The following is a 20,298-nucleotide window of genomic DNA, read 5'->3' on the forward strand; positions in this document are numbered from 1 at the left end:
GAGACCACTGTGCCTATCGAAGCAGTTGTGGCAACCCCCGGCAGCAGTATCGCTGCCGAGCCCACCCGCACACCTAAGCAGAGCATGGACAGCGAGGTCTTTATGCACCTGCTGGTCACCCAGCTGCGCAACCAGGACCCAAGCTCGCCCATGGACACCAACGACATGATCGCCCAGACCACCCAGCTGGCATCCATGGAACAGCTCACAGCCATGGCCAAGATGGATGAGGAGAACTTCTCCCTGCAGATGCGCATCGCCGCCGCTGCGCTCATCGGCCAGAACGTCACCTACACCAACGACGAAGGCGTGGCCGTGACCGGAACCGCCAAGTCGGTGTCCTACGCCGCCGGCGTCCCCACCGTCAACATCGAGGGTGAAGACGTCCTCCTGGACCGGATCTCCGGAGTTGTATCCGCCGAGTCCACACCTAAAGCTCCCGCAGTAACCGCATAACCTCCTTCCCAGGCACCACCCAAGCTGAAAGGCGCCACCCATGCTTCGCTCCCTTTACTCCGGCATCTCCGGACTCCGCTCACACCAGACAATGCTTGACGTCACCGGCAACAACATTGCCAACGTCAACACCTCCGGCTACAAGGCCACGGCCGTCCAGTTCCAGGACACCCTGTCCCAGCTGACCCAGGGCGCCACGGCCCCCGGCGCCAACAACGGCGGCTCGAACCCCGCCCAGGTGGGCCTCGGCGTGCTCGTCTCGGGCATCACCACCAACTTCACCCAGGGTTCGGCGCAGTCCACCGGCCGCGCCACGGACCTGATGATTTCCGGTGACGGCTACTTCGTCACCAAACAGGGCACCCAGACCACCTACACCCGTGCCGGTGCCTTCGACATGGACGCCTCCGGACGCCTGGTCACCACGGACGGCAAAATCGTCCAGGGCTGGACCGGCGTCGACGGAGTCATCAACACCGGTGGTGCGGTCGGCGACGTCACCCTGCCCGACGGCGCGGTTTCCCCCGCCAAGGCGACGGCGAACGTCACCATGGGTGGAAACCTGCCCTCCGAGACCCTGCCTGCGGATCCGGCAGCTGTTCCTCCGCGGGCTGCCGGCACGATCGTGCGTGATATGACCGTCTACAACAACAACGGCGTCGCCAGCGTTATCCCGCTGACTTTCACCCGTACCGGCACCGGCTGGGACGTTTCCGCACCGGGAGCTACCACTGTTCCGCTGACCTTCACCGACGGCAAGCAGGCAGCCGGGAACGCCGCCTCCATCACGGTTGGGGGTGCTGCGGTGGACCTCACCGCCCTGTCCAGCTACGCCGGCGTGAGCACGGCGTCAGTGACCGGCCAGGACGGCCGCGCCGCGGGCACCCTGGAGTCCTTCTCCATTGCCAAGGACGGCACCTTGATCGGTTCCTTCACCAACGGCGCCAAGCAGTCCCTGGCACGCATCGCCGTAGCCACCTTCACCAACCCGGCCGGTCTGGAGAAGGCCGGCAACTCCGGCTACACCGCCACCGTCAACTCCGGCAATCCGGTACTCGGCGGCCCCGGCGATCCCGGCATGGGCAACGCCGTTGCGGGTTCCCTGGAAATGTCCAACGTGGACCTGTCCCAGGAATTCACCAACCTGATCGTGGCCCAGCGCGGCTTCCAGGCCAATGCCCGAATCATCACCACCTCGGATGAAGTGCTGCAGGAACTGACCAACCTGAAGCGCTAATCCGTTCCGCACCGGACGGCCCCGCCTGCACAGGCGGGGCCGTCCGGTGCGTTAAAGGCCCCGCCGGACAGGGTGCCCGTGGGCGGCGTTCCTAACGACGGCGGCGCAACGGCCGAAAGTAGGGGTGAGGACCTATCGGAGTCCTGTGGAACTAGCCAGGACGGGGCAATGATTGTTCTTACGCGTCTCAATGATGCTCAGTTCGCGATCAACCCTGACCTGATCGAGCGGATCCACGCCAATCCGGACACCACCCTGGTCATGGTTGACGGAGCAAAATACATCGTGACCGAGAGCCTGCCGGAGGTCATCGACAGGATTGCCGCCTACCGGGCGCAGGTCATCTCCATGGCCCGGGATATCCCTCCGCGGGTTCCGGGCCGCAGCCTGGGGCTCGTACCCGACACTTTTTCCGCAGACCCGGATAAGCCATCCGCCGTCAACACTGTGCCCCTTCGCCCTAGGAACGACTAATGGATCCAGCAACAATTATCGGCTTAGTCCTCGCCTTCGGGTCGCTTTACGCCATGATCACCCTCGAAGGTGCCCATGTGTCCGCGCTCCTGCTGCCCGCGCCGATGATCCTCGTGTTCGGAGCCACCATAGCCGTGGGCCTGGGCGGCAGCACCCTCAAGGACTTCCTCCTGTCCTTCAAATCCCTGCCGCGGGCCTTCGTAGGCAAGACCCCCAAACCGCAGGAGACCATTGACCGGGTGGTCCTGCTGGCTGAAAAGGCCCGCAGCGAAGGCCTCCTCTCCCTCGAGCAGGATGCCGCTGAAGCCGAAGACCCCTTCCTGCGCACCGCCCTGCAGAACATCGCCGACGGTACCGACGGCGAGGAGCTGCGGATGCTGCTCGAGGATGAAATTGCCACCAAGTCGGCCACTGACAAGATTGCGGTGAAGTTCTTCAACGGACTCGGCGGCTACGCGCCGACCATCGGCATTATCGGTACGGTCGTTTCGCTGACCCACGTCCTGGAAAACCTCTCCACACCCGACCACCTGGGACCCATGATCGCCACGGCTTTCGTCGCGACCCTCTGGGGCCTGCTTTCGGCCAACTTCATCTGGCTGCCCATCAGCACCCGGCTCAAGCGGCTGGCGGACCTCGAAGCCGAGGAAATGACGCTGGTCATGGAAGGCGTCCTGGCCCTGCAGGCCGGCAGCCAGCCCCGCCTGCTCGGGGAGCGGCTGCGCGCTATGGTCCCCGCCCACGCACTGGGCGGCAAAGCGGATAAGGCCGACAAGGCTGACAAGGCCGACGCCGCAGACAAGGTCCAGGACGCAGCGTGAGCACCAAACGCCGGCGTCCCAAGGTAGAAGAGGAGGAGCATCCCGACGAACGCTGGATGGCCTCCTACATGGACATGGTCACCGTGCTGATGTGTATGTTCATTGTCCTGTTCGCCATGTCGACCGTGGATGCGAAGAAGTTCGAACAGCTCAAGGAATCCCTGGCCACCGGATTCGGCGCGGAGGAGAGCAACACGGTGGACACCGCCGTCGGCATCATTGTGCCGCCGGACCAGGTGGACAGCGAGGAAGTCGTCGAACCCGAGGCCTCCCTGGCCGCACAGGCAGCCAAGGAGGTGGACGACCTCACGGCGCTGCAGGACGCCATCTACGCCGGGCTGCAGGAAAAGGGCATGGAAGACGCCGTCCGCTTCGAAATGGATGAGCGCGGCCTGACCATCCGCCTGGTCAGCTCCGAAATGTTCTTCGCCCCTGACCTGGCGGACCTCACCGACCAGGCCGTCCAGGTCCTGGACACGGTGGGACCCGCCCTGGCGCCCACTACCTACCAGGTCTCCATCGAGGGCCACACGGCCCAGGTCCGGCAATTCGCGGATAACGCCCTGGACTGGGAACTGTCCTCATCCCGTTCCGTGAACGTGCTCCGCTACCTGGTATCCAGCGGCGGGGTCCTCCAGGACCACATCAAGGCGGTCGGCTACGGGGAATCCCGCCCGCTGACGCCCGGCAGGGATGCCGCGGAACTCGCACGGAACCGGCGCGTCGACATCGTCGTCCTGTCCGGTCAAAGCGAGGACGTCCGCTCGCTCATCCCCGGAATCGTCGCGGAGCGCCAAGCCACCGCGGGCACCTAGCAGCCCTTCTTACGCGGACGGCGCAACTGCCGATAGTGCGGTATGTGATGGTCCAAGATTCACCCTCCTTAAGCATGCCCGTGAAAGCCAAGCCCGTAGAGGTCTATGACTTCAGCCGGCCCACCACGCTGGCCCGCGAGCACGCACGGGTGCTGGAAATGGCCTTCGATACCTTCGCCCGCCAGTGGGGCACCCAGCTGACCGCCAAGGTCCGGGTGCTCTCCCAGGTCACCTCCGAGCAGGTGCAGGTGCTCAGCTATGACGAGTACGCCGCCGCCCTGCCGGACAACACCGGCATGGTGCTGTTCAACATCTCCACCACATCCGCAAAAGCAGTCATCCAGTTTCCGATGGCCGCCGCGCTGTCCTGGGTGGGGCACATGCTCGGCGGCACCGGCTTCCAGACGGCCCCGGAGCGCAAGTTCACGCATATCGAGCAGGCACTGCTGGGCAAAATCATGGACGACGCCGTGGAGGACCTGCACTATTCCCTCGGCCACCTGCTCTCCGCCCCGCTGACCCTGGCCTCGGTGCAGTACAACTCGCAGTTCGCCCAGGCCGCCGCGTCCGGGGACCCCATGATTGTGGCCACCTTCGAGATGGTGGTCGGCGAAACCACCGCTCCCGCCACCGTGGCCATCCCCGCGGCCGCCCTGCTCCCGCAGCTGGACCCGCTGAGCACCCCATCCACCATCGCCACGCCGGCGGAACTTGTCCAGATGCAGATTGCACACGTGCCCGTAAAGGTGTGCCTGCAGCTGGAACCCATCACGGTGAAACCCGCCATGGTCCTAAACCTTGCCGTAGGGGACGTCCTGAATCTCGGGCATCCCCGCCACCGCCCGCTGAACGTCACCGTTGACGGACAGACGCTGGCGCAGGCAGCAGTAGGTGCCAGCGGGTCACGCCTCGCCGGCAGCATCGTCAGTATCGAGGAGAAGTAAACATGTCCAGCCCGCACAGCCTGCACGCCGACGCCGTTTCCGCCCTGGTGCGGGGTCTGCCCACCCCCCTTGTCCTGGAACCGATCCCGCATAACGGGGCCGGAGTGCCGGCGGCGCACACCGCGACGGCAGTCACCGCGTCCTTCGTGGGCACCGAATCGGCCGACCTGGCCCTGGTCCTGGACAGCTCCTCACCCCTGGCCGACGTCGCGGGCACCGATTCCGCGCTCGTCTCGGCGGCAGACGTACTGCGCCCCTCCCTCGAAGCCGCCAGCGCCACGCTGGGCATCGGCGTCCTCGGTGAGGCCCGCACCGAGGACGCATCAGCACTTTTCGCCGATCCGGCCAGCGTCGTTTTCGAACTCCGTTCCCCGGAGGGCACCGCCGGATGGTTCGCTATCCGGCTGCGGGACAACCCGGGCACCCAGGGCGGGCAGTCCAGCCCCTCGATCGTGGGCAAGATGGGCCGTATCAACAACATCGAGATGGCGCTGACCGTGGAAATCGGCCACACCCGGATGTCCGTGCGCGATGTCCTGAACCTGGAACCCGGACGCGTCGTGGAGCTGGACCGCTCCGCCGGAGCGCCCGCAGACATCCTGCTGAACGGCCGGTTGATCGCCAACGGAGAAGTTGTGGTCATTGACCAGGACTACGCGGTGCGGATCACGAAAATCCTGGACGTGGTCGAGGGGCTCAATTAGTGGATACCCTGTTTCTGGGACTCCGCGTCCTGGTTTCACTCGGCGCCGTCCTTGGACTCCTGTGGTTCCTCCAGCGCTACCTCACCCGTAACGCGCGTTTCGACGGAGCGAACCAGCCCGCGGTACGCGTCGTCAGCCGGCAGCCGCTGACCCCCAAAGCTTCCGTGGTGGTGGTCGAGACCGAAGGGCAGCGCTTCCTCCTGGGCGTCACCGAAGCTTCGGTGAACGTGCTGCATACCGCCGAGCTGCCCCCGGCACCCGAACCCCTGCCCACGTCGGACGACGGTTTCGCTGCCTCGCTGGAAGCCGCCAAGGCCGCCGACCCGTATCCGCAGTACGCCGGAGATCCTTCCGCCGGCCTGCCCTCACGCCGTGCCGGCCGCGGGGCGCATGCCCTTCCGCCGGTCCAGCCGGTACCCGCGAAGTCCGCGCTGTCCGGTTCCATCCTTGCCCCTGACACCTGGCGCCAGGCCGGCGCAGCACTCCGCCGGGGACGCAAAGGGTGAGCGCCGCCGTCGACGTGCGCAGGGTACGGCACACCCTCGGACTGGCTGTTGCGCTGTTCCTCGCTGTGGTTGGCCTGCTCCTGCTGGGCGCTGCCGCCGGCCATGCCACCACGTTTGATCCGGCGCCCCCCGTGGCACCCACCGATCCCGCCGCCCCCACCGAGCCCGACGACGGCGGCGGGCTGAGTATCGACATCAACGGCCAGGACGGCTCGCCGTCCACGGCTGTGACCACGCTGATCGGCATCACCCTGCTTTCGGTGGCACCGTCGCTGCTGCTGATGCTCAGCTCCTTCACCAAGATCTTCGTGGTGCTGGCCATGACCCGCAACGCGTTGTCTCTGCCCTCCATCCCGCCCAACCAGGTCCTCGCGGGACTGGCACTGTTCCTCTCGCTGTTCATCATGGCTCCGGTGATCAGCGAAATTAACACGCTGGCCGTGCAGCCGTACCTCAACGGTGAGCTCAACTTCGATGCCGCCCTCGACACCGGGTCCGGGCCGCTGCAGCAGTTCATGCTCGCGCATACCCGTGAAGAGGACATCGCGCTGATGACCCGCGCGGCCGGGCAGGAAAACCCGGAAACCCCCGAGTCTGTTCCACTGACCACGCTGATCCCGGCGTTTATGATTTCCGAGCTGAGGGCCGCGTTCATCATCGGATTCGTCATCTTCATCCCGTTCCTGGTCATTGACCTGGTGGTGTCCGCGGCACTGATGTCCATGGGCATGATGATGCTCCCGCCGGTGATGATCTCCCTCCCGTTCAAGATCCTGCTGTTCATCCTCGTGGACGGCTGGGGCCTGATCATTACCTCCCTGATCAACAGTTACCAGGGCGGTACCTAGTGGATACAAACGCCGTACTGGACATTGCGATGCAGGGGCTGTGGGTGTCGGCCAAGCTGTCCGCGCCGGTGCTGATCACGGCGCTGGTGGTTGGGTTCGCCATCTCGCTGATCCAGTCCATTACCCAGATCCAGGAAGTCACGCTGTCCTTTGTACCCAAGGCCCTGGCCGTGGCCCTCGCCCTGGTGGTGTGTGGACACTGGATGATTTCTGAAATCGTGGCCTTCACCCATGAGATGTTCCAGAGGATCCCGTCCCTGCTCGGCGGGGGTTAGATGGAGATTACCCTTGACCAGGAGTGGATCGAGGCGTTCCTGCTGGCCTCGGTGCGGATGGTGGCTTTCCTGATCGTCGCGCCGCCGTTCTCCTACAACGCCTTCCCGGCGCGCATCAAAGCCATGCTCGGGCTTGGCCTGGCACTCGCCATAGCGCCGCAGGTGAGCGAGGACTACAGCGCGCTGGGCACCGGAGCGTTCTTTATGGCCCTGGTCCTGGAGCTGCTGGTGGGTGCCATACTGGGGTTCCTGGTGCTTGTGGTGTTCTCCGCCGTCCAGTCCGCCGGCAACCTCATCGACACCTTCGGCGGCTTCCAGCTTGCCCAGGCCTTCGATCCGCAGTCCATGGTCAACGGTGCCCAGTTCACCCGCGTCTTCCAGATCACCGCCCTGGCACTGCTTTTCGCTTCGGACGGCTATCAGCTGATTATCGGCGGACTGCTGCGCAGCTTCACCGCGCTGCCGCTGACCGGGGGACTGGATCTGAGCGAACCGGCGTCGGCCTTGACCACCGCGGTCTCGCAGATGTTCCTGGCCTCGGTGCAGATTGCCGGGCCGCTGCTGGTGGTCCTCTTCCTGGCTGATGCCGGGCTGGGCCTGCTCACCCGCGTGGCTCCCGCCCTGAATGCCTTCGCCCTCGGTTTTCCGCTGAAGATCCTGCTGACCCTGTCGTTGGCTTCCGTTGTTTTCCTTGCCCTGCCCCGGATCGTCTCCGGGCTGGTCGACACTATCGTGCGCGGACTGACGGGGGTGGGATAGATGCCGGAGCAGGACTCAGGGGAACGGACCGAGCAGGCCACCGAGAAACGGATGAAGGAAGTCCGTTCCAAAGGCCAGCTTTCCCGTTCAGAAGACCTCACCGCGTGGGTGGGCGTGGGCACCGCTGCCCTGATGATGCCGTTCACCATTTCGCGCGGCAGCGAAGCCGCCGGGGATATCCTGGCAGGCGTTGCCACCACCATCGCGGACCCCGATCCGTTGCTGGCCCTCACCCAGATGAACGAGGGGCTGGGCACCCTGGCTTTCATCCTTGGCCCGCTGCTGGGTGTGGTTGCCGTCGTCGTCCTGCTGACCGCCGGACTGCAGGGCGGGATCCACGCGAAGAAATTCAAGGGCAAGTTCGAACAGTTCAACCTGATCACCGGTGTCAAGCGCGTCTTCGGCACCCAGGCCCTGTGGAACGGCGTCAAGTCCCTGCTCAAGACGGCAGTGGTGGGACTGGTCCTCTATGCGGTGATCCAGCAGCTTATGCCGGTGCTGATGTCCGCCGGCGGGCTGCCGGTCTCGGCCGTCCTGGAAGCAGCGGGCGGGGGCACCGCGCTGCTGCTGCAGGCCGCCGTTGCCGCCGGCCTGGTCCTGGCCGCCGCCGACATCATGGTGGTCATGAAACGCAACCGCAAACGCACCCGCATGACCAAAAAGGAAGTCAAGGATGAAAACAAGAACAGTGAGGGCGATCCGCTGATCAAGTCGCAGCGCCGGTCCCGGCAGCTGGCCATGAGCCGGAACCGGATGATCGCCGCTGTGGCGGATGCCGACGTCGTCCTGGTGAACCCTACGCACGTGGCTGTTGCCCTGAAATACGAGCCGGGCAAGTCCGCGCCCCGGGTCGTCGCCAAGGGGGCGGACAACATCGCCTCCCGGATCCGCGAAGAGGCGGAAAAACAGGGCGTCCCCATGGTCTCGGACATCCCGCTGGCCCGTGCCCTGCACAGCGCCTGTGAGCTCAACCAGGAAATCCCCGCGGAACTGTACAACGCCGTCGCCCGGGTCCTGGCCTTCGTTATGGCCCTGAAGCGGCGGGGCGCCGCCCGGGGCATGCACACCATGGCGGCCGCACCGCCCGAACCCGTTACCACCCCACAACACCGTAAGGCCGCGTCATGAACCGCAACCGCAACCTCCTGAAGCTCGCCGTCCCCATTGGCGTCATCGGCATCATCCTGCTGCTGGTGGTGCCCATCCCCGCGGGCCTGCTGGACGTGCTGATCATCATTAACATCCTGCTGGCACTGGTGATCCTGCTGACCACCATGTTCGTCCGCAAGCCGCTGGACTTCTCGGTGTTCCCGTCCCTGCTGCTGGTCGCCACACTGTTCCGGCTGGGCCTGAACGTGGCGTCCACCCGGCTGGTGCTGGGGGAGGGGTATGCCGGCCAGGTGATTGAGGCGTTCGGCCACGTGGCCGTGGGCGGCTCGCTGATCATCGGCGCGGTGATCTTCCTGATCCTGGTGGTGATCCAGTTCGTGGTCGTGACCAAGGGTGCGGAACGCGTGGCCGAAGTAGGTGCGCGGTTCACCCTTGATGCCATGCCGGGCAAGCAGATGGCGATCGACGCGGACCTCAACGCCGGACTGATTACTGACACCCAGGCCCGGGAGCGCCGCGCGGAGGTCTCGGCGGAAGCGGACTTCTACGGCGCCATGGACGGTGCATCGAAGTTCGTCAAGGGTGACGCAATAGCCGGCCTGATCATCATCATCATCAACCTCATCGGCGGCATCGCCATCGGGATGCTCCAGCGCGGCATGACCGCCGGCGAAGCAGTGAACACCTACAGCCTGCTGACCATCGGCGACGGCCTGGTCACCCAGATTCCCGCGCTGCTGATGGCCGTCTCCACCGGCATGATCGTCACCCGCTCCAATGCCGAGGCGGACATGGGGTCCACGGCCGGCGCGCAGCTGGGCCAGTCCCGGAACGCGCTGATGATTGCGGGCGGCGCGGCGATAGTGATGGGCATGATCCCCGGCATGCCGATCGCCCCGTTCCTGATCATCGGCGCACTGCTGCTCTTCATTTCGCAGCGGATCAAATCCAAGGAGACAAGCGATCAGGCTGAAAAGGACTCCGCCCAGGCGGCCCTGGACGCACCCGCCAGCTCGGAGACCACTGAGGACCTGATTGAACAGATGCGCGTCCATGCGCTCGAGATCCTCCTGGCACCGGATCTGGTGGACATTGTCACGGGCGGGTCCGACGATCTCCTGGCCCGGGTACGGGCGCTGCGCCGCAAGATCGCGATGGAACTGGGCATCGTGGTGCCTCCCGTGCGGACACGCGACAGCGTGGAACTGCCGCTGTCCACCTATGTCATCCGGATCTCCGGTGTGGAGGCGGGACGCGGGGACGCCCCTGCCGGCCGGATCCTGGCGCTGGGGGACTACCTTGACGGGCTGCCCGGCACCGCCACGGTGGAACCGGTGTTCGGCCTGGCCGGCAAGTGGGTTCCGGCGGAAATGCAGCACGCCGCCGAAATGTCGGGGGCCACGGTCATTGACCGGGTGTCCGTACTGGTCACGCACCTGTCCTCCGTCATCACCGCCAACGCTGCGAGGCTGCTCACCCGCGAGGACGTGCGGGTGCTGACCGAGGGCGTCAAGCAGGTCAATCCCTCCGCCGTGGACGAACTGATTCCCAACGTGCTCTCCCTGGCGGAAGTGCAGCGGGTGCTGCAGGGACTGCTGGCGGAACAGATTCCCATCAACGACCTGCCCCGGATCTACGAGTCCCTGCTGCTGCGGGCCAAGGTCTCCCAGGATCCGGAGGGGCTGATTGAGACCGCAAGGACCGCGCTGGGTCCGGCACTGGCCGCACAATACGTCGCCGACGGGGTCCTCCGGGTGATCATGATCGACCCGGCACTGGAACAGTCCATGCTCGAAGCCCTGCGTCCCTCCGACCAGGGCAGCCAGATCCTGCTTGATCCGGCCAGGGTCGATACCGTGCTGGCCTCGCTGAAGAACGCCGTCGCGGGAGCCGAGAATGCCGGTTACAACGCGGTGCTGGTCTGCGCCCCGGCCCTGCGCCCGGGCATGCGCCGGCTGCTCTCCGCCCAGACCGGTGGACTGCCGGTGCTGTCCTACCAGGAAGCAACAGCGGGTAATGTCGGTATCGAGACTGTAGGGGTGGTGCGTGGAACCGAGACGATTTCAGCTTGAGGGGCCGTCGCTTGACGTCCTGAAAGCCCAGGTATTAGCCGAACATGGCCCGAAGGCGCGGATTATTGCTGCGGAAAAGGTGACCATCGGCGGGATTGGCGGTTTCCTTTCCCGCCAGCATTACGAGGTGACCGTGGAGCTGCCGCCCAGCGGCCGCCGCCGGGCGCCGGTGGAACCGGATCTGCCCGCCGGGACGGTATCCGGCCGGGCGGGTATTTCGGCGCTCCTCGAAGAGGCGGAACGGGCCGAGTCGACCCTTCACCGGTCCGGCCCCGCAGGCCAGGCCGTTGTCCAGGCGGCCCCCGTTGTACAGCCCCTGGCTATCGAACCTGTGCCTGCCCCCGAGACGCATGCCCCGGCTCCGCCTGCCCCGAGCGCACCTGCCCCGAGCGCACCAGCCCCGGCCCCACTGCCTCCTGCCGTGCTTCCCGCGGACGCACCGGCTCCGGCCGTCTCGACCGACTCCACGGCGTTCGCACAGCTGATGGATACCCTCGCAGCCAGTACCGGCGCCCCGGCGTCGGGCTCCGCCGCCTTCACGCCCGGGCTGCAGCAGCAGTCAATGCAGCTAATGAACCAGGGCGTTCCCGGCCAGCCCGTGTTGGGCCGCATCAACCAGAGCCTGGAACCGGCCCAGCGCAGTGCCGTGCCGATGGCTCCTGCTCCTCTCACAGGCGCAGGAGACCTGGTGATGGTGGTTGGCCTCGGCGACGACGCGCTGGAGGTCTGCCGTTCCATGGCTGACTCGTCCGGTGCCGGCGCGGCAGCCGTCCGGATCGCGGGAGTCCTGGAGACCGACGGCGTGGGCCGGGCGGCGGACCGGCGTGCGGTGGCAACAGCCCGTGCAGCCGGCGTGATGGCGGGCCACAGCATCTTCCTGGCCTACGGCCTGGGCCGGACCGGCACCGAGATGGGGCGGCACACCACGCTGATCTCCGCCCTGGCCGCCGATCAGGTCTGGGTCGCGGTCGACGCCAGCCGGAAGTCCGAGGACACCGCTGCGTGGGTGGGTGCGGTCCGGTCAGCGGCGGTGGTGGACGCCGCAGCCGTCGAAGGCATCGACACCACGGGTACGCCGCAGTCCGTCAACGAGCTGGGCCTGCCTATCGGCTGGCTCGACGGCGGCCCCTCGCCCACTCCAGTGCTCTGACCCCTCTGATCCCCGGAGAGGAAAACCCGCCGTGCTGAACGGTTCCGCGCTTCCCGCCCTTCGCCCCGCCGTGGGGTAGAGTGGGCGGATGCTGGTGCTAACACGCAAGTCCGGGGAGCAGATCCTGATCGGGGATGACATTGTCATCACTGTTCTGGATTCACGCGGTGACGGCGTGCGCATAGGCATCGACGCACCACGCGGGGTCAAGATCCAGCGCAACGAAGTAGTGCGCGCTGTGGAAGAGGCCAACGTAGCTGCCAGTACTTCAGCCCTGCCGGATGCCGAAGACCGCATCAAAGCGCTGCTGGCCGGCAGGATGCCCCCGGCGCAAAACTGACCGGGCGGTTCCCGCATAGGGACCTGGACGCAGTATCTTTCAAACGCAGTATCTTTCAAGCGCAGCAGCTCTCAATCGTGGCTGCCCGCAACCGCAGCAGCTGAACCCAGCACTTTTGAACCGCGGAACTCTGTCAACCGCGGAACGGCTCTTAAAACAGAAACCCCCGCCGCTTCTTGGGGAAAACGACGAGGGTTCCTGGTCAATTACCCGGGGACGGCCGGGCGTATCAAGGGACCTGTTGCTAAGCGAGGGTACGCTGTGCGCGTTTGCCGCCCAGCCCCAGGAACCGGCTGCCGGCGTGGGGGCGCCGCGCAGACGTTGTGGTTTCCCGCCGCATTTGCGAACCTTCGGCAGGAACATACTGGGAGATCCCGAAGTACTCGGGAAGGACGCGGCGCTCGTGGCTGCTGCAGCGCACGCCCGGGTAGCGGAAACCAGTGATGACCCAGCGGCCCCTGTCCTCCACCCAGTCGGGGACCATGCGGCGGTTGCATTCGTTGCAGAACGGTGCCAGGAAGAAATCGCGCTCGACCATGGTGTAGCGGCGGGTAGTGTGACCCGTCAATGCTGTGTCCATGAGTATCCCCTTCGTCCGCAGGCATTCTGCCCGTGCAGTTCCTCTTCGAGGCTACGGTGGCCCCCAACGGAAAATCCCAAATTCCGGCGCAAGGAAGCTGGAATTTAAGCGCAGTATTTCCCCTATTCGCAAGGCGCGGACAACAGAAAACCCCCGGCACGAAGGTGCCGGGGGTTTAGCTGAGCCTCCTGCCAGAATCGAACTGGCGACCTTCTCATTACGAGTGAGACGCTCTACCAACTGAGCTAAGGAGGCGGGCTTCACCTGACCGGTTACGGCCAGAATCCACAAGAAACTACTTTATACGTCCCGGGGGTGCGGGTCAAAATGGCGGCCGCAGTCGGAGCTCATCAGCAGACCGTGTTGTCCTTGGGCACGGTTCCGTCGATGAAGTAATCGTCCACGGTGTCTTCGACGCACTGGCTGCCGCGCCCATACGCCGTGTGTCCTTCGCCCTCCCAGGTCACCAGCACCGCGGATTCCAGCTGTGCCGCGAGCGCTTCCGACCATTCATACGGGGTGGCGGGATCGCCCGTGGTTCCGATCACGAGCAGGTCCGCCGCACCGGAGGCCTTGATGGGGTGCGGTTCATTCACGGGTCCGTGCGGCCACGCCTCACAAGTGACGCCGCCGTAGGCGAGGTATTTGCCGATGGTGGGGGACGCCGCCGCCAGCTCCAGGGCGTCGGCTGCCATCTGTGCGTCGTCGCTGACCATGGGGTAATCGAGGCAGTTGACCGCGTTGAAGGCCACGGTGCTGTTGGACCGGTAGGTGCCGTCTTCGGCGCGGTCCGCGCTGATGTCCGCCAGGCGGAGCATGTACGTCGGGTCGTCGCCCTGCAGGGCGCTCTCCAGTGCCTGCGACAGCACCGGCCAGTTCGCGTCGTCGTACAACGGGAGGATAAAGCCGCTGACAAAGGTGGAGACAGTGACCAGGCGCCCGTCGCCCGCCGTCATCGGGCGGGCCTCGACAGAGGCCAGGAGGTCCCGGATGGCCGCGACGCCGTCGTCGGCGCTGCCGTCGAGCGGGCAGCCGCTGCCTGCCACACAGTCCTCGACGTAGGCGCGGATGGCCTTTTCGAAGGCCCGGGCCTGGCCGAGCGTGATGTCCTCGTTGCTGGAGGAGGGGTCGAGGGCGCCGTCGAGCACCAGGCGGCCCACCTTCTCCGGGAATAGCTCGGCATACGTGGCGCCCAGATAGGTGCCGTAGGAGAAGCCGAGGTAGTTCAGCTTCTCATCACCCGCGACCGCCCGCAGGATGTCCATGTCGCGGGCAGCGCTGGCCGTGTCGACAAACCCGAGGAGTTCGCCGGTCTCGGCCGCGCAGGCATCCGCGAACTCCTTCGCACTCAGCCGTGAGGCAGCCAGGCCCTCCGGGGTGCTTGCATCGATGTATTCAGCCCGGGCCTCATCCATCTCCTGATCGCTCAGGCACTTTACCGGTGTGGACCGGCCGACGCCGCGCGGATCGAACCCGAGCAGGTTGAAGTTATCCCGCAGCCGGTCGCTGGTGATGCTTTCCATGGACTGGCTGACGGCGTCGTAACCGGATCCGCCGGGACCGCCGGGATTGATCAGGACCGTGCCCCGGGCGTCCCCGTCCGCCTCCGCCATGATCACTGACAGCTCCACTGTTCCTGCGCCAGGGTCGGCATAGTCCATGGGCACGGTGACGGTGGCGCAGCGGAAGTCGTCCTCGCAGCCGGTCCAGTCGACGTCCTGGCTGTAGAACTCCCGCAGCTCGCCGGGGACGTCGCCAATGACGTCGGCTGCTGCAGTGCTGGCGGAGTCTCCGCCGTCGTTCTCGTCAGTGCCCGGTGCGGAGGTGCAGCCGGAGGCCAGCAGCAGCACCGAAGCGGCGGCGGCGGCCAGCCGTGGAAAACGGCGGCGGGCGGTGGCGGTGGTCATGCTGACTCCTGGAGCGGCTTGCGGATCGGACCGGCCGGGCCGGCGGAAGGACGGCTGCGGCATTACAGCAGGCTCACTGCCATGGCTTCGATGGCCAGCAGCGGGGCCACATTGGTGGTCACCAGGCGGCGGCGCACGGTGTTGATCTCCTCCATGCGCATCAGTGTCTGTTCCGGAGAGCCGTAGGCCGCGAACTCGTCCAGCTCCCGGCGGAGTCCCTCATTGACCAGGGGGCCGGAGCTGCCCAGCTGGATCATCAGTACGTCCCGGTAGAAGGAGAGCAGGTCCGTCAGCGCACGGTCGAAGTAATCGTTCTTGGAGCGCTTGGCCCGGCGGACCTGGTCCTCCTCCAGGCGTTTCACCTGGCTGCGGAGCGACGGCGGCAGGGTCCCGCCGGCGGGCGCGCCCAGGGACGCGAGCAGCGCTTCCTTCTCCGCCGCGTCCCGCTGTTCAAAGGAACTGGCGGCTTCCGCTTCGGCCAGGGCCACGAGATCGGCCGCGGCCTTCATGGCGCCGGAGACATTCCGCAGCGACAAGGGCAGCCGCACAATGCTCTCGCGGCGCTGGCGTGCGCCGTCGTCGGTGGCCAGGCGCTTGGCGACGCCGATGTGGCTCTGCGCGGCCCGCGCCGCGTGCAGCGCGACATCCGGGTCGATGCCGTCACGCCGGACCAGGAGATCGGCGACATCCTCAACCGGCGGCAGCCGCAGCCCCACGGGACGGCAGCGGGAACGGATGGTGACGAGGACGTCACCCGGGCTGGGCGCGCAGAGCAGCCAGATGGTCCGGGGCGGCGGCTCTTCGATGGCTTTGAGCAGCACGTTGGTGCTGCGTTCCTGCATCCGGTCTGCGTCCTCCACGATGATGACGCGCCACCGGCCGGTGGACGGCTTGTCCTGTGCCTTGCGGACCAGGTCACGGGCCTCGTCGATGCTGATGGTGACCTTCTCCGTGGTCACGGACATCACGTCGGCGTGTGAGCCGGCCAGCACCGTCCGGCAGGCCTTGCATTCGCCGCAGCCGCGGAGCGCCGGCTCCTGCTGTTCACAGACCAGCGCGGCGGCAAAGGCACGGGCGGCATTGGAGCGGCCGGACCCGGGCGGGCCGGTGAAGAGCCAGGCATGGTTGGGCCGGGCATCGGAGGCACCGCGGCGCAGCTGCTCCACCACCGGATCCTGCCCCTGCAGGTCATCCCATACGCTCACGGCAGCAGCTTTTCCACACGCTGCAGGATGGTTTGCGCCAGTTCCTCCACCGGCCGGCCCGCGTCGAGCACCAGATACCGGTCGGGGGCAGCGGCGGCGGTTTCCAGGAACGCCCGGCGGATCTGCAGGTGGAAGGTATCCGGTTCGGATTCGAGCCGGTCCTCGGGGGCGTTGCCGGCCGTCCGCCGGTCCCGGCCGCGTTCGGGGTCGACGTCGAGCAGGACGGTGAGGTCCGGTTCCAGCCCTGACGTGGCCCAGGTGTTCAGGCTGCGCACCGCCTCGGTACCCAGTCCCCGACCGGCCCCCTGATAGGCGACGGAACTGTCGATGTAGCGGTCGCAGACCACCACGGTCCCGGCGGTAAGTGCCGGCTCGATGACCTGCTGCACGTGCGCGGCCCGGGAGGCGGCAAAGATCAGCGCCTCGGTGCGGGCGTCGATGTCGCCGTTGCCGTGTTCAAGGACCAGTGCCCGCAGCTGCTCGCCGACGGGAGTTCCGCCGGGTTCGCGGGTACGCAGGACCGTCCGGCCGGTCTCCTGCAGCGCGGCCGCCAGCCGGCGCGCCTGGGTGGACTTCCCGGCGCCGTCTCCGCCTTCCATGGCAATGAACAGGCCGCGGGTTTCGGGGAGATTAGAATTGCTCACCCGCCTAGCCTACCCAGTTCGGTGGACCCGCACGGAGCCCTTCCACCGCCGCCCCGCCGCAGCCGCTGCCGGGGAGGGGAACAACACAGCGCGGCGGTGCTGCCGCCGGGAGTCTAGGCTGTTGCATATGAGCCATACCCCTGCGCATGGGCACCCTGTTTCTCCGGAGACCCTGGTGGTGTCCGCCGGCCGCCCGCCCCGCGAGCACGATGCCCCGGTGAATCCGCCCATCGTGCTGTCTTCGACCTATTTCGGCACCGGAACGCCCGTCCCGGGGGAGCGCGGCTATGGACGGTATTCGAACCCCACCTGGGATCCCTTCGAGCAGGCGCTCGCCGAGCTTGAGGGTGCGGAGCTGCCGGCGCTGGTCTTCGCCTCCGGGCTGGCGTCCGTCATGGCCGCCCTGTCCCTGGTGCCGGCGGGCGGCGTGGTGGTGATGCCGCGTCACAGCTACCAGGGATCGCTGCTGCTCGCGGCCGAGGAGGCAGCGAACGGCCGGTTCTCCGTGCGGACAGTGGATATTGCCGAGACTGAAGAGGTGGTTGCGCAGCTCGACGGCGCGTCGATGCTGTGGGTGGAAAGCCCCACCAATCCCATGCTGGAAGTGGCGGACATCGCGGCGCTGGTAGAAGCCGCGCACGCCGCCGGCGCCCTGGTGGTTGCGGACAACACGTTCTCGACGCCGCTGGTGACCCGTCCCCTGGACCTCGGCGCCGACGTCGTTGTCCACTCGGTGACCAAGTACCTGGCCGGACATTCCGACGTCGTCCTGGGCGCGGCCGTGACATCCGATCCCGGGCTCCGGGACCGCCTGCTCCGGTACCGCTCCCTGCATGGGGCGGTCGCGGGGCCGTTTGAGGTGTGGCTGGCGCTGCGGGGGCTGCGTACCCTGGCCCTGCGGATGGAGCGCTCGCAGGCCACCGCCGGGGAACTGGCCCGCCGGCTGCAGCACCTTCCCCAGGTGGAGCACGTGCGGTATCCGGGCCTGCCGGACGATCCCGGGCATGCCCGGGCCGCCGCGCAGATGTCCGGGTTCGGATCCATCCTCTGCATTGAGGTCGACGGCGGTGCAGCCGCGGCGGAGAAGGTTGCCGAAGCCGTCGAGCTGTGGCTTCCGGCCACTTCGCTCGGCGGGGTCGAATCACTGATCGAACGGCGGCGCCGCCAGCCCGGGGAGCCGCACACCGTCCCGGAAGGGCTGCTGCGCCTTTCCGTCGGCATCGAGAATGTTGAGGACCTCTGGGGGGACCTTGAACAGGCACTTACACGGTAGGCTAGCGCTGTGGCCCTAATGATCCTGATTCAGTACTACCTCTACCTGGCCCTGGGCCTGGTAGCCCTCGGCATTGAACTGTGGGCGCTCTTTGACTGTGCCCGGCGCAAGCCCGCCGATTTTGAGCGTGCCTACAAGCGGACCAAGGGATTCTGGCTGGGGCTCACGGGTGGGGCCGCGGCAGTTGGCGTGCTGTCCGCAGTGATCCCGTCGCTGAGCCTGATCCTGTTCCAGCTGGCCGCCGTCATCGCAGCGTGCGTTTACCTGGCGGATGTGAAGCCGGCCATCGGAAGCTCGCGCGGCCGCGGCAACAGCAACCAGGGCCCGTACGGCCCCTGGTAACAGCTGCCAGCTACTGATTTTCGTCCGCCCCGGACCGGCCCGCAACGGCCGTCCGGGGCGGATTGCTTTAACCGGGACGGATTGTTTTGCCCGCGCAGGGCAGGTCGCTGTGGATCGGGAGGCGCACCCGGCCTACAAGGGCCGGACGGCCTCCCAGGCCACGGTGATTTCCCCCAGCCGCCAGCGGGACGGCCCGGTCAGCAGCGGCATTCCGTCCGCCTTCAAAGCGCTGCACATCGCCAGCCAGCGCTGCCGGTTCCCATAGGACGCCATCGGTGTGGCTTCCTCCCAGGCCCGGTCCATGGCCTGCAGGAAGGCGTGGATCCGCTCCCCGGGAACATTGCGGTGGATCAGCGCCTTGGGCAGGCGTTCGGCCACATCGGACGGGCGCTCGAAGGCCCCGAACCGCAGGGAAATGCTCAGCGAGAGCGGACCGTCCGCGTCCAGCTCCACCCAGGTGGCACGGCGGCCGATTTCGTCGCAGGTGCCGTCCACGAATATCCCGCCCGGTGCCAGCCGCGAGCAGACCATGTCCCAGTGGCGGGCATAATCCTCCTCCGCATATTGGCGCAGGACGTTGAAAGCCCGGACCATCACGGGCCGGCGCCCGTCAACCGGCAGCTCGAAGCCGCCCTGGCGGAAGCTCAGGCCGGAACGTTCCAGGGGCTTGGCCGCCAGGACGCGGGCCGGGTCGATTTCAATTCCCATCACTTCCACGTCTGCCCGCACCTGCCCGAGGCGGCCGTGGAGCTCGACGGCGGTGGTAGGCGCGGCGCCGTAGCCCAGATCCACGATCAATGGGTCGGCTGCCTGCCGCAGGCGCCACCGTGCCGGTCCTGCCAGCCAGCGGTCCACCCGTCGAAGCCGATTGGGGTTTGTAGTGCCCCTGGTCACAGTTCCTACGGGTTTAAGCGGCTTTTGCACCAGACAATGCTAGCTGCCGCTGAGGGATGCCCCTGCACGCAGTGCTCCGGGGAAACCCCGGGTGCGGCCCGGTCCACACCGGCTCCGCCCTCCCTGCCGGGTACGCTCTCCGATACCATGCTTATATGACCTACAAACTGATCCTTCTGCGCCACGGGCAGAGTGAATGGAATGAAAAGAACCTCTTCACGGGCTGGGTGGACGTGGATCTGACGGACCTCGGGCGTGCGGAAGCCCTCCGCGGGGGAGAGCTGCTGGTTGAGAACAACGTTCTCCCGGACATTCTCTACACCTCCCGGCTGCAGCGGGCCATCAACACCGCCAACCTGGCACTTGGTGCCGCCGACCGCATCTGGATCGACGTCAAGCGCAGCTGGCGCCTGAACGAGCGCCACTACGGTGCCCTGCAGGGCAAGGACAAGGCTCAGACCCTGGCCGAATACGGTGAGGAGCAGTTCATGCTCTGGCGCCGTTCCTATGACACCCCGCCGCCGCCCCTGCCGGATGACAGCGAGTTCTCCCAGGCCCACGACCCCCGCTACGCGGACCTCGGGGCCGACGAACTGCCGCGGACGGAGTGCCTCAAGGACGTCCTGGAACGGTTCCTGCCCTACTGGGAGTCGGACATCTCCAAGGACATCCGCACCGGCAAGACCGTGATGATCGCCGCGCACGGCAACTCCCTGCGTGCCCTGGTCAAGCACCTGGACGGTATCAGCGACGCAGACATTGCCTCCGTGAACATCCCCACCGGCATCCCGCTGGTCTACGAACTGGATGAGGACCTCAAGCCGGTCAAGGCCGGCGGCACGTACCTCGATCCCGAGGCCGCCGCTGAATCCATCAAGGCCGTGGCCAACCAGGGCAAAAAGAAGTAGCGCCTGCGCCGGAGGGCTCCGGCCAGGGTTTTTA

Annotated in this window: 23 protein-coding genes and 1 tRNA gene; 18 read left to right on the plus strand and 6 right to left on the minus strand. The window is 66.6% G+C overall.

Features of this window, described 5'->3' with window-relative positions; all coding sequences use genetic code 11:
* Window positions 1-9: 9 nt before the first annotated feature.
* From QNO10_RS02100 to csrA, 15 genes are all read left to right on the plus strand, one after another.
* On the plus strand, window positions 10-456 hold the full coding sequence (locus QNO10_RS02100; RefSeq protein ID WP_229950926.1) for a flagellar hook assembly protein FlgD: 447 nt from the start codon (window positions 10-12) through the stop codon (window positions 454-456).
* A gap of 40 nt (window positions 457-496) precedes the next feature.
* Window positions 497-1,693, plus strand: a complete 1,197-nt coding sequence (locus tag QNO10_RS02105; protein ID WP_229950923.1) for a flagellar hook protein FlgE — start codon at window positions 497-499, stop codon at window positions 1,691-1,693.
* Window positions 1,694-1,861: 168 nt separating this feature from the next.
* Window positions 1,862-2,167, plus strand: coding sequence for a flagellar FlbD family protein (locus QNO10_RS02110; protein WP_229950922.1), 306 nt, complete (start codon window positions 1,862-1,864; stop codon window positions 2,165-2,167).
* Window positions 2,167-2,988: a motility protein A gene (locus tag QNO10_RS02115; protein WP_229950920.1), complete on the plus strand. Its 822-nt coding sequence runs from the start codon at window positions 2,167-2,169 to the stop codon at window positions 2,986-2,988. The genes QNO10_RS02110 and QNO10_RS02115 overlap by 1 nt, the downstream gene beginning before the upstream one ends.
* Window positions 2,985-3,803, plus strand: coding sequence for an OmpA/MotB family protein (locus QNO10_RS02120; RefSeq protein WP_229950918.1), 819 nt, complete (start codon window positions 2,985-2,987; stop codon window positions 3,801-3,803). Before QNO10_RS02115 ends, QNO10_RS02120 begins: the two co-directional genes overlap by 4 nt.
* 74 nt (window positions 3,804-3,877) lie before the next feature.
* Window positions 3,878-4,747 (plus strand): flagellar motor switch protein FliM, encoded by an 870-nt coding sequence (locus QNO10_RS02125; protein WP_229950917.1) that lies wholly within the window; start codon window positions 3,878-3,880, stop codon window positions 4,745-4,747.
* A gap of 2 nt (window positions 4,748-4,749) precedes the next feature.
* Entirely contained in the window at window positions 4,750-5,451 is a 702-nt protein-coding gene (fliN, locus tag QNO10_RS02130) for a flagellar motor switch protein FliN (protein WP_229950915.1), read from the plus strand.
* Entirely contained in the window at window positions 5,451-5,957 is a 507-nt protein-coding gene (gene fliO, locus QNO10_RS02135; protein ID WP_229950913.1) for a flagellar biosynthetic protein FliO, read from the plus strand. Before fliN ends, fliO begins: the two co-directional genes overlap by 1 nt.
* The gene (gene fliP, locus QNO10_RS02140) at window positions 5,954-6,805 is read left to right on the plus strand and encodes a flagellar type III secretion system pore protein FliP (protein WP_229950910.1); all 852 of its coding nucleotides are present in this window, start codon (window positions 5,954-5,956) and stop codon (window positions 6,803-6,805) included. Before fliO ends, fliP begins: the two co-directional genes overlap by 4 nt.
* The gene (gene fliQ / locus QNO10_RS02145; RefSeq protein ID WP_229950908.1) at window positions 6,805-7,080 is read left to right on the plus strand and encodes a flagellar biosynthesis protein FliQ; all 276 of its coding nucleotides are present in this window, start codon (window positions 6,805-6,807) and stop codon (window positions 7,078-7,080) included. The genes fliP and fliQ overlap by 1 nt, the downstream gene beginning before the upstream one ends.
* Window positions 7,081-7,839: a flagellar biosynthetic protein FliR gene (locus QNO10_RS02150; protein ID WP_229950906.1), complete on the plus strand. Its 759-nt coding sequence runs from the start codon at window positions 7,081-7,083 to the stop codon at window positions 7,837-7,839.
* Window positions 7,840-8,967, plus strand: coding sequence for an EscU/YscU/HrcU family type III secretion system export apparatus switch protein (locus QNO10_RS02155; protein ID WP_229950904.1), 1,128 nt, complete (start codon window positions 7,840-7,842; stop codon window positions 8,965-8,967). It abuts the gene before it with no gap.
* Window positions 8,964-11,021, plus strand: a complete 2,058-nt coding sequence (locus QNO10_RS02160) for a flagellar biosynthesis protein FlhA (protein WP_229950902.1) — start codon at window positions 8,964-8,966, stop codon at window positions 11,019-11,021. The genes QNO10_RS02155 and QNO10_RS02160 overlap by 4 nt, the downstream gene beginning before the upstream one ends.
* The gene (locus QNO10_RS02165; protein ID WP_229950899.1) at window positions 10,996-12,171 is read left to right on the plus strand and encodes a hypothetical protein; all 1,176 of its coding nucleotides are present in this window, start codon (window positions 10,996-10,998) and stop codon (window positions 12,169-12,171) included. The genes QNO10_RS02160 and QNO10_RS02165 overlap by 26 nt, the downstream gene beginning before the upstream one ends.
* Before the next feature lie 88 nt (window positions 12,172-12,259).
* Window positions 12,260-12,511: a carbon storage regulator CsrA gene (csrA, locus tag QNO10_RS02170; protein ID WP_229950897.1), complete on the plus strand. Its 252-nt coding sequence runs from the start codon at window positions 12,260-12,262 to the stop codon at window positions 12,509-12,511.
* Window positions 12,512-12,755: 244 nt separating this feature from the next.
* On the opposite strand, the gene QNO10_RS02175 is transcribed toward csrA, so the two are convergent.
* The 5 genes from QNO10_RS02175 to tmk all read right to left on the minus strand — a co-directional run bounded on the left by QNO10_RS02175 (window position 12,756) and on the right by tmk (window position 16,802).
* Entirely contained in the window at window positions 12,756-13,091 is a 336-nt protein-coding gene (locus QNO10_RS02175; protein ID WP_229950895.1) for a hypothetical protein, read from the minus strand.
* Window positions 13,092-13,273: 182 nt separating this feature from the next.
* Window positions 13,274-13,346, minus strand: a tRNA-Thr gene (locus QNO10_RS02180).
* Window positions 13,347-13,441: 95 nt separating this feature from the next.
* The gene (locus QNO10_RS02185; RefSeq protein WP_229950893.1) at window positions 13,442-14,998 is read right to left on the minus strand and encodes an alpha/beta hydrolase; all 1,557 of its coding nucleotides are present in this window, start codon (window positions 14,996-14,998) and stop codon (window positions 13,442-13,444) included.
* Window positions 14,999-15,060: 62 nt separating this feature from the next.
* On the minus strand, window positions 15,061-16,203 hold the full coding sequence (locus QNO10_RS02190) for a DNA polymerase III subunit delta' (RefSeq protein WP_229950892.1): 1,143 nt from the start codon (window positions 16,201-16,203) through the stop codon (window positions 15,061-15,063).
* Window positions 16,200-16,802: a dTMP kinase gene (tmk, locus tag QNO10_RS02195; RefSeq protein WP_229950988.1), complete on the minus strand. Its 603-nt coding sequence runs from the start codon at window positions 16,800-16,802 to the stop codon at window positions 16,200-16,202. The genes QNO10_RS02190 and tmk overlap by 4 nt, the downstream gene beginning before the upstream one ends.
* Before the next feature lie 172 nt (window positions 16,803-16,974).
* On the opposite strand from tmk, the gene QNO10_RS02200 reads away from it, so the two are divergent.
* Together QNO10_RS02200 and QNO10_RS02205 are read left to right on the plus strand one after the other, a co-directional pair.
* The gene (locus tag QNO10_RS02200) at window positions 16,975-18,120 is read left to right on the plus strand and encodes a trans-sulfuration enzyme family protein (RefSeq protein ID WP_229950890.1); all 1,146 of its coding nucleotides are present in this window, start codon (window positions 16,975-16,977) and stop codon (window positions 18,118-18,120) included.
* A gap of 18 nt (window positions 18,121-18,138) precedes the next feature.
* A complete protein-coding gene (locus tag QNO10_RS02205) occupies window positions 18,139-18,462 on the plus strand; it encodes a DUF2516 family protein (protein WP_229950986.1) in 324 nt (107 codons plus the stop codon).
* A 132-nt stretch (window positions 18,463-18,594) separates the two neighbouring features.
* Here the strand turns inward: QNO10_RS02205 and QNO10_RS02210 are convergent, their stop codons facing one another.
* Window positions 18,595-19,356, minus strand: a complete 762-nt coding sequence (locus QNO10_RS02210; RefSeq protein ID WP_229950889.1) for a class I SAM-dependent methyltransferase — start codon at window positions 19,354-19,356, stop codon at window positions 18,595-18,597.
* A 155-nt stretch (window positions 19,357-19,511) separates the two neighbouring features.
* Here QNO10_RS02210 and QNO10_RS02215 point away from each other — a divergent pair, with 155 nt between their 5' ends.
* A complete protein-coding gene (locus QNO10_RS02215; protein WP_229950888.1) occupies window positions 19,512-20,264 on the plus strand; it encodes a phosphoglyceromutase in 753 nt (250 codons plus the stop codon).
* Window positions 20,265-20,298: the final 34 nt, after the last annotated feature.

This window comes from Arthrobacter sp. zg-Y919 (genome assembly GCF_030142045.1).
Lineage (GTDB): Bacteria > Actinomycetota > Actinomycetes > Actinomycetales > Micrococcaceae > Arthrobacter_B.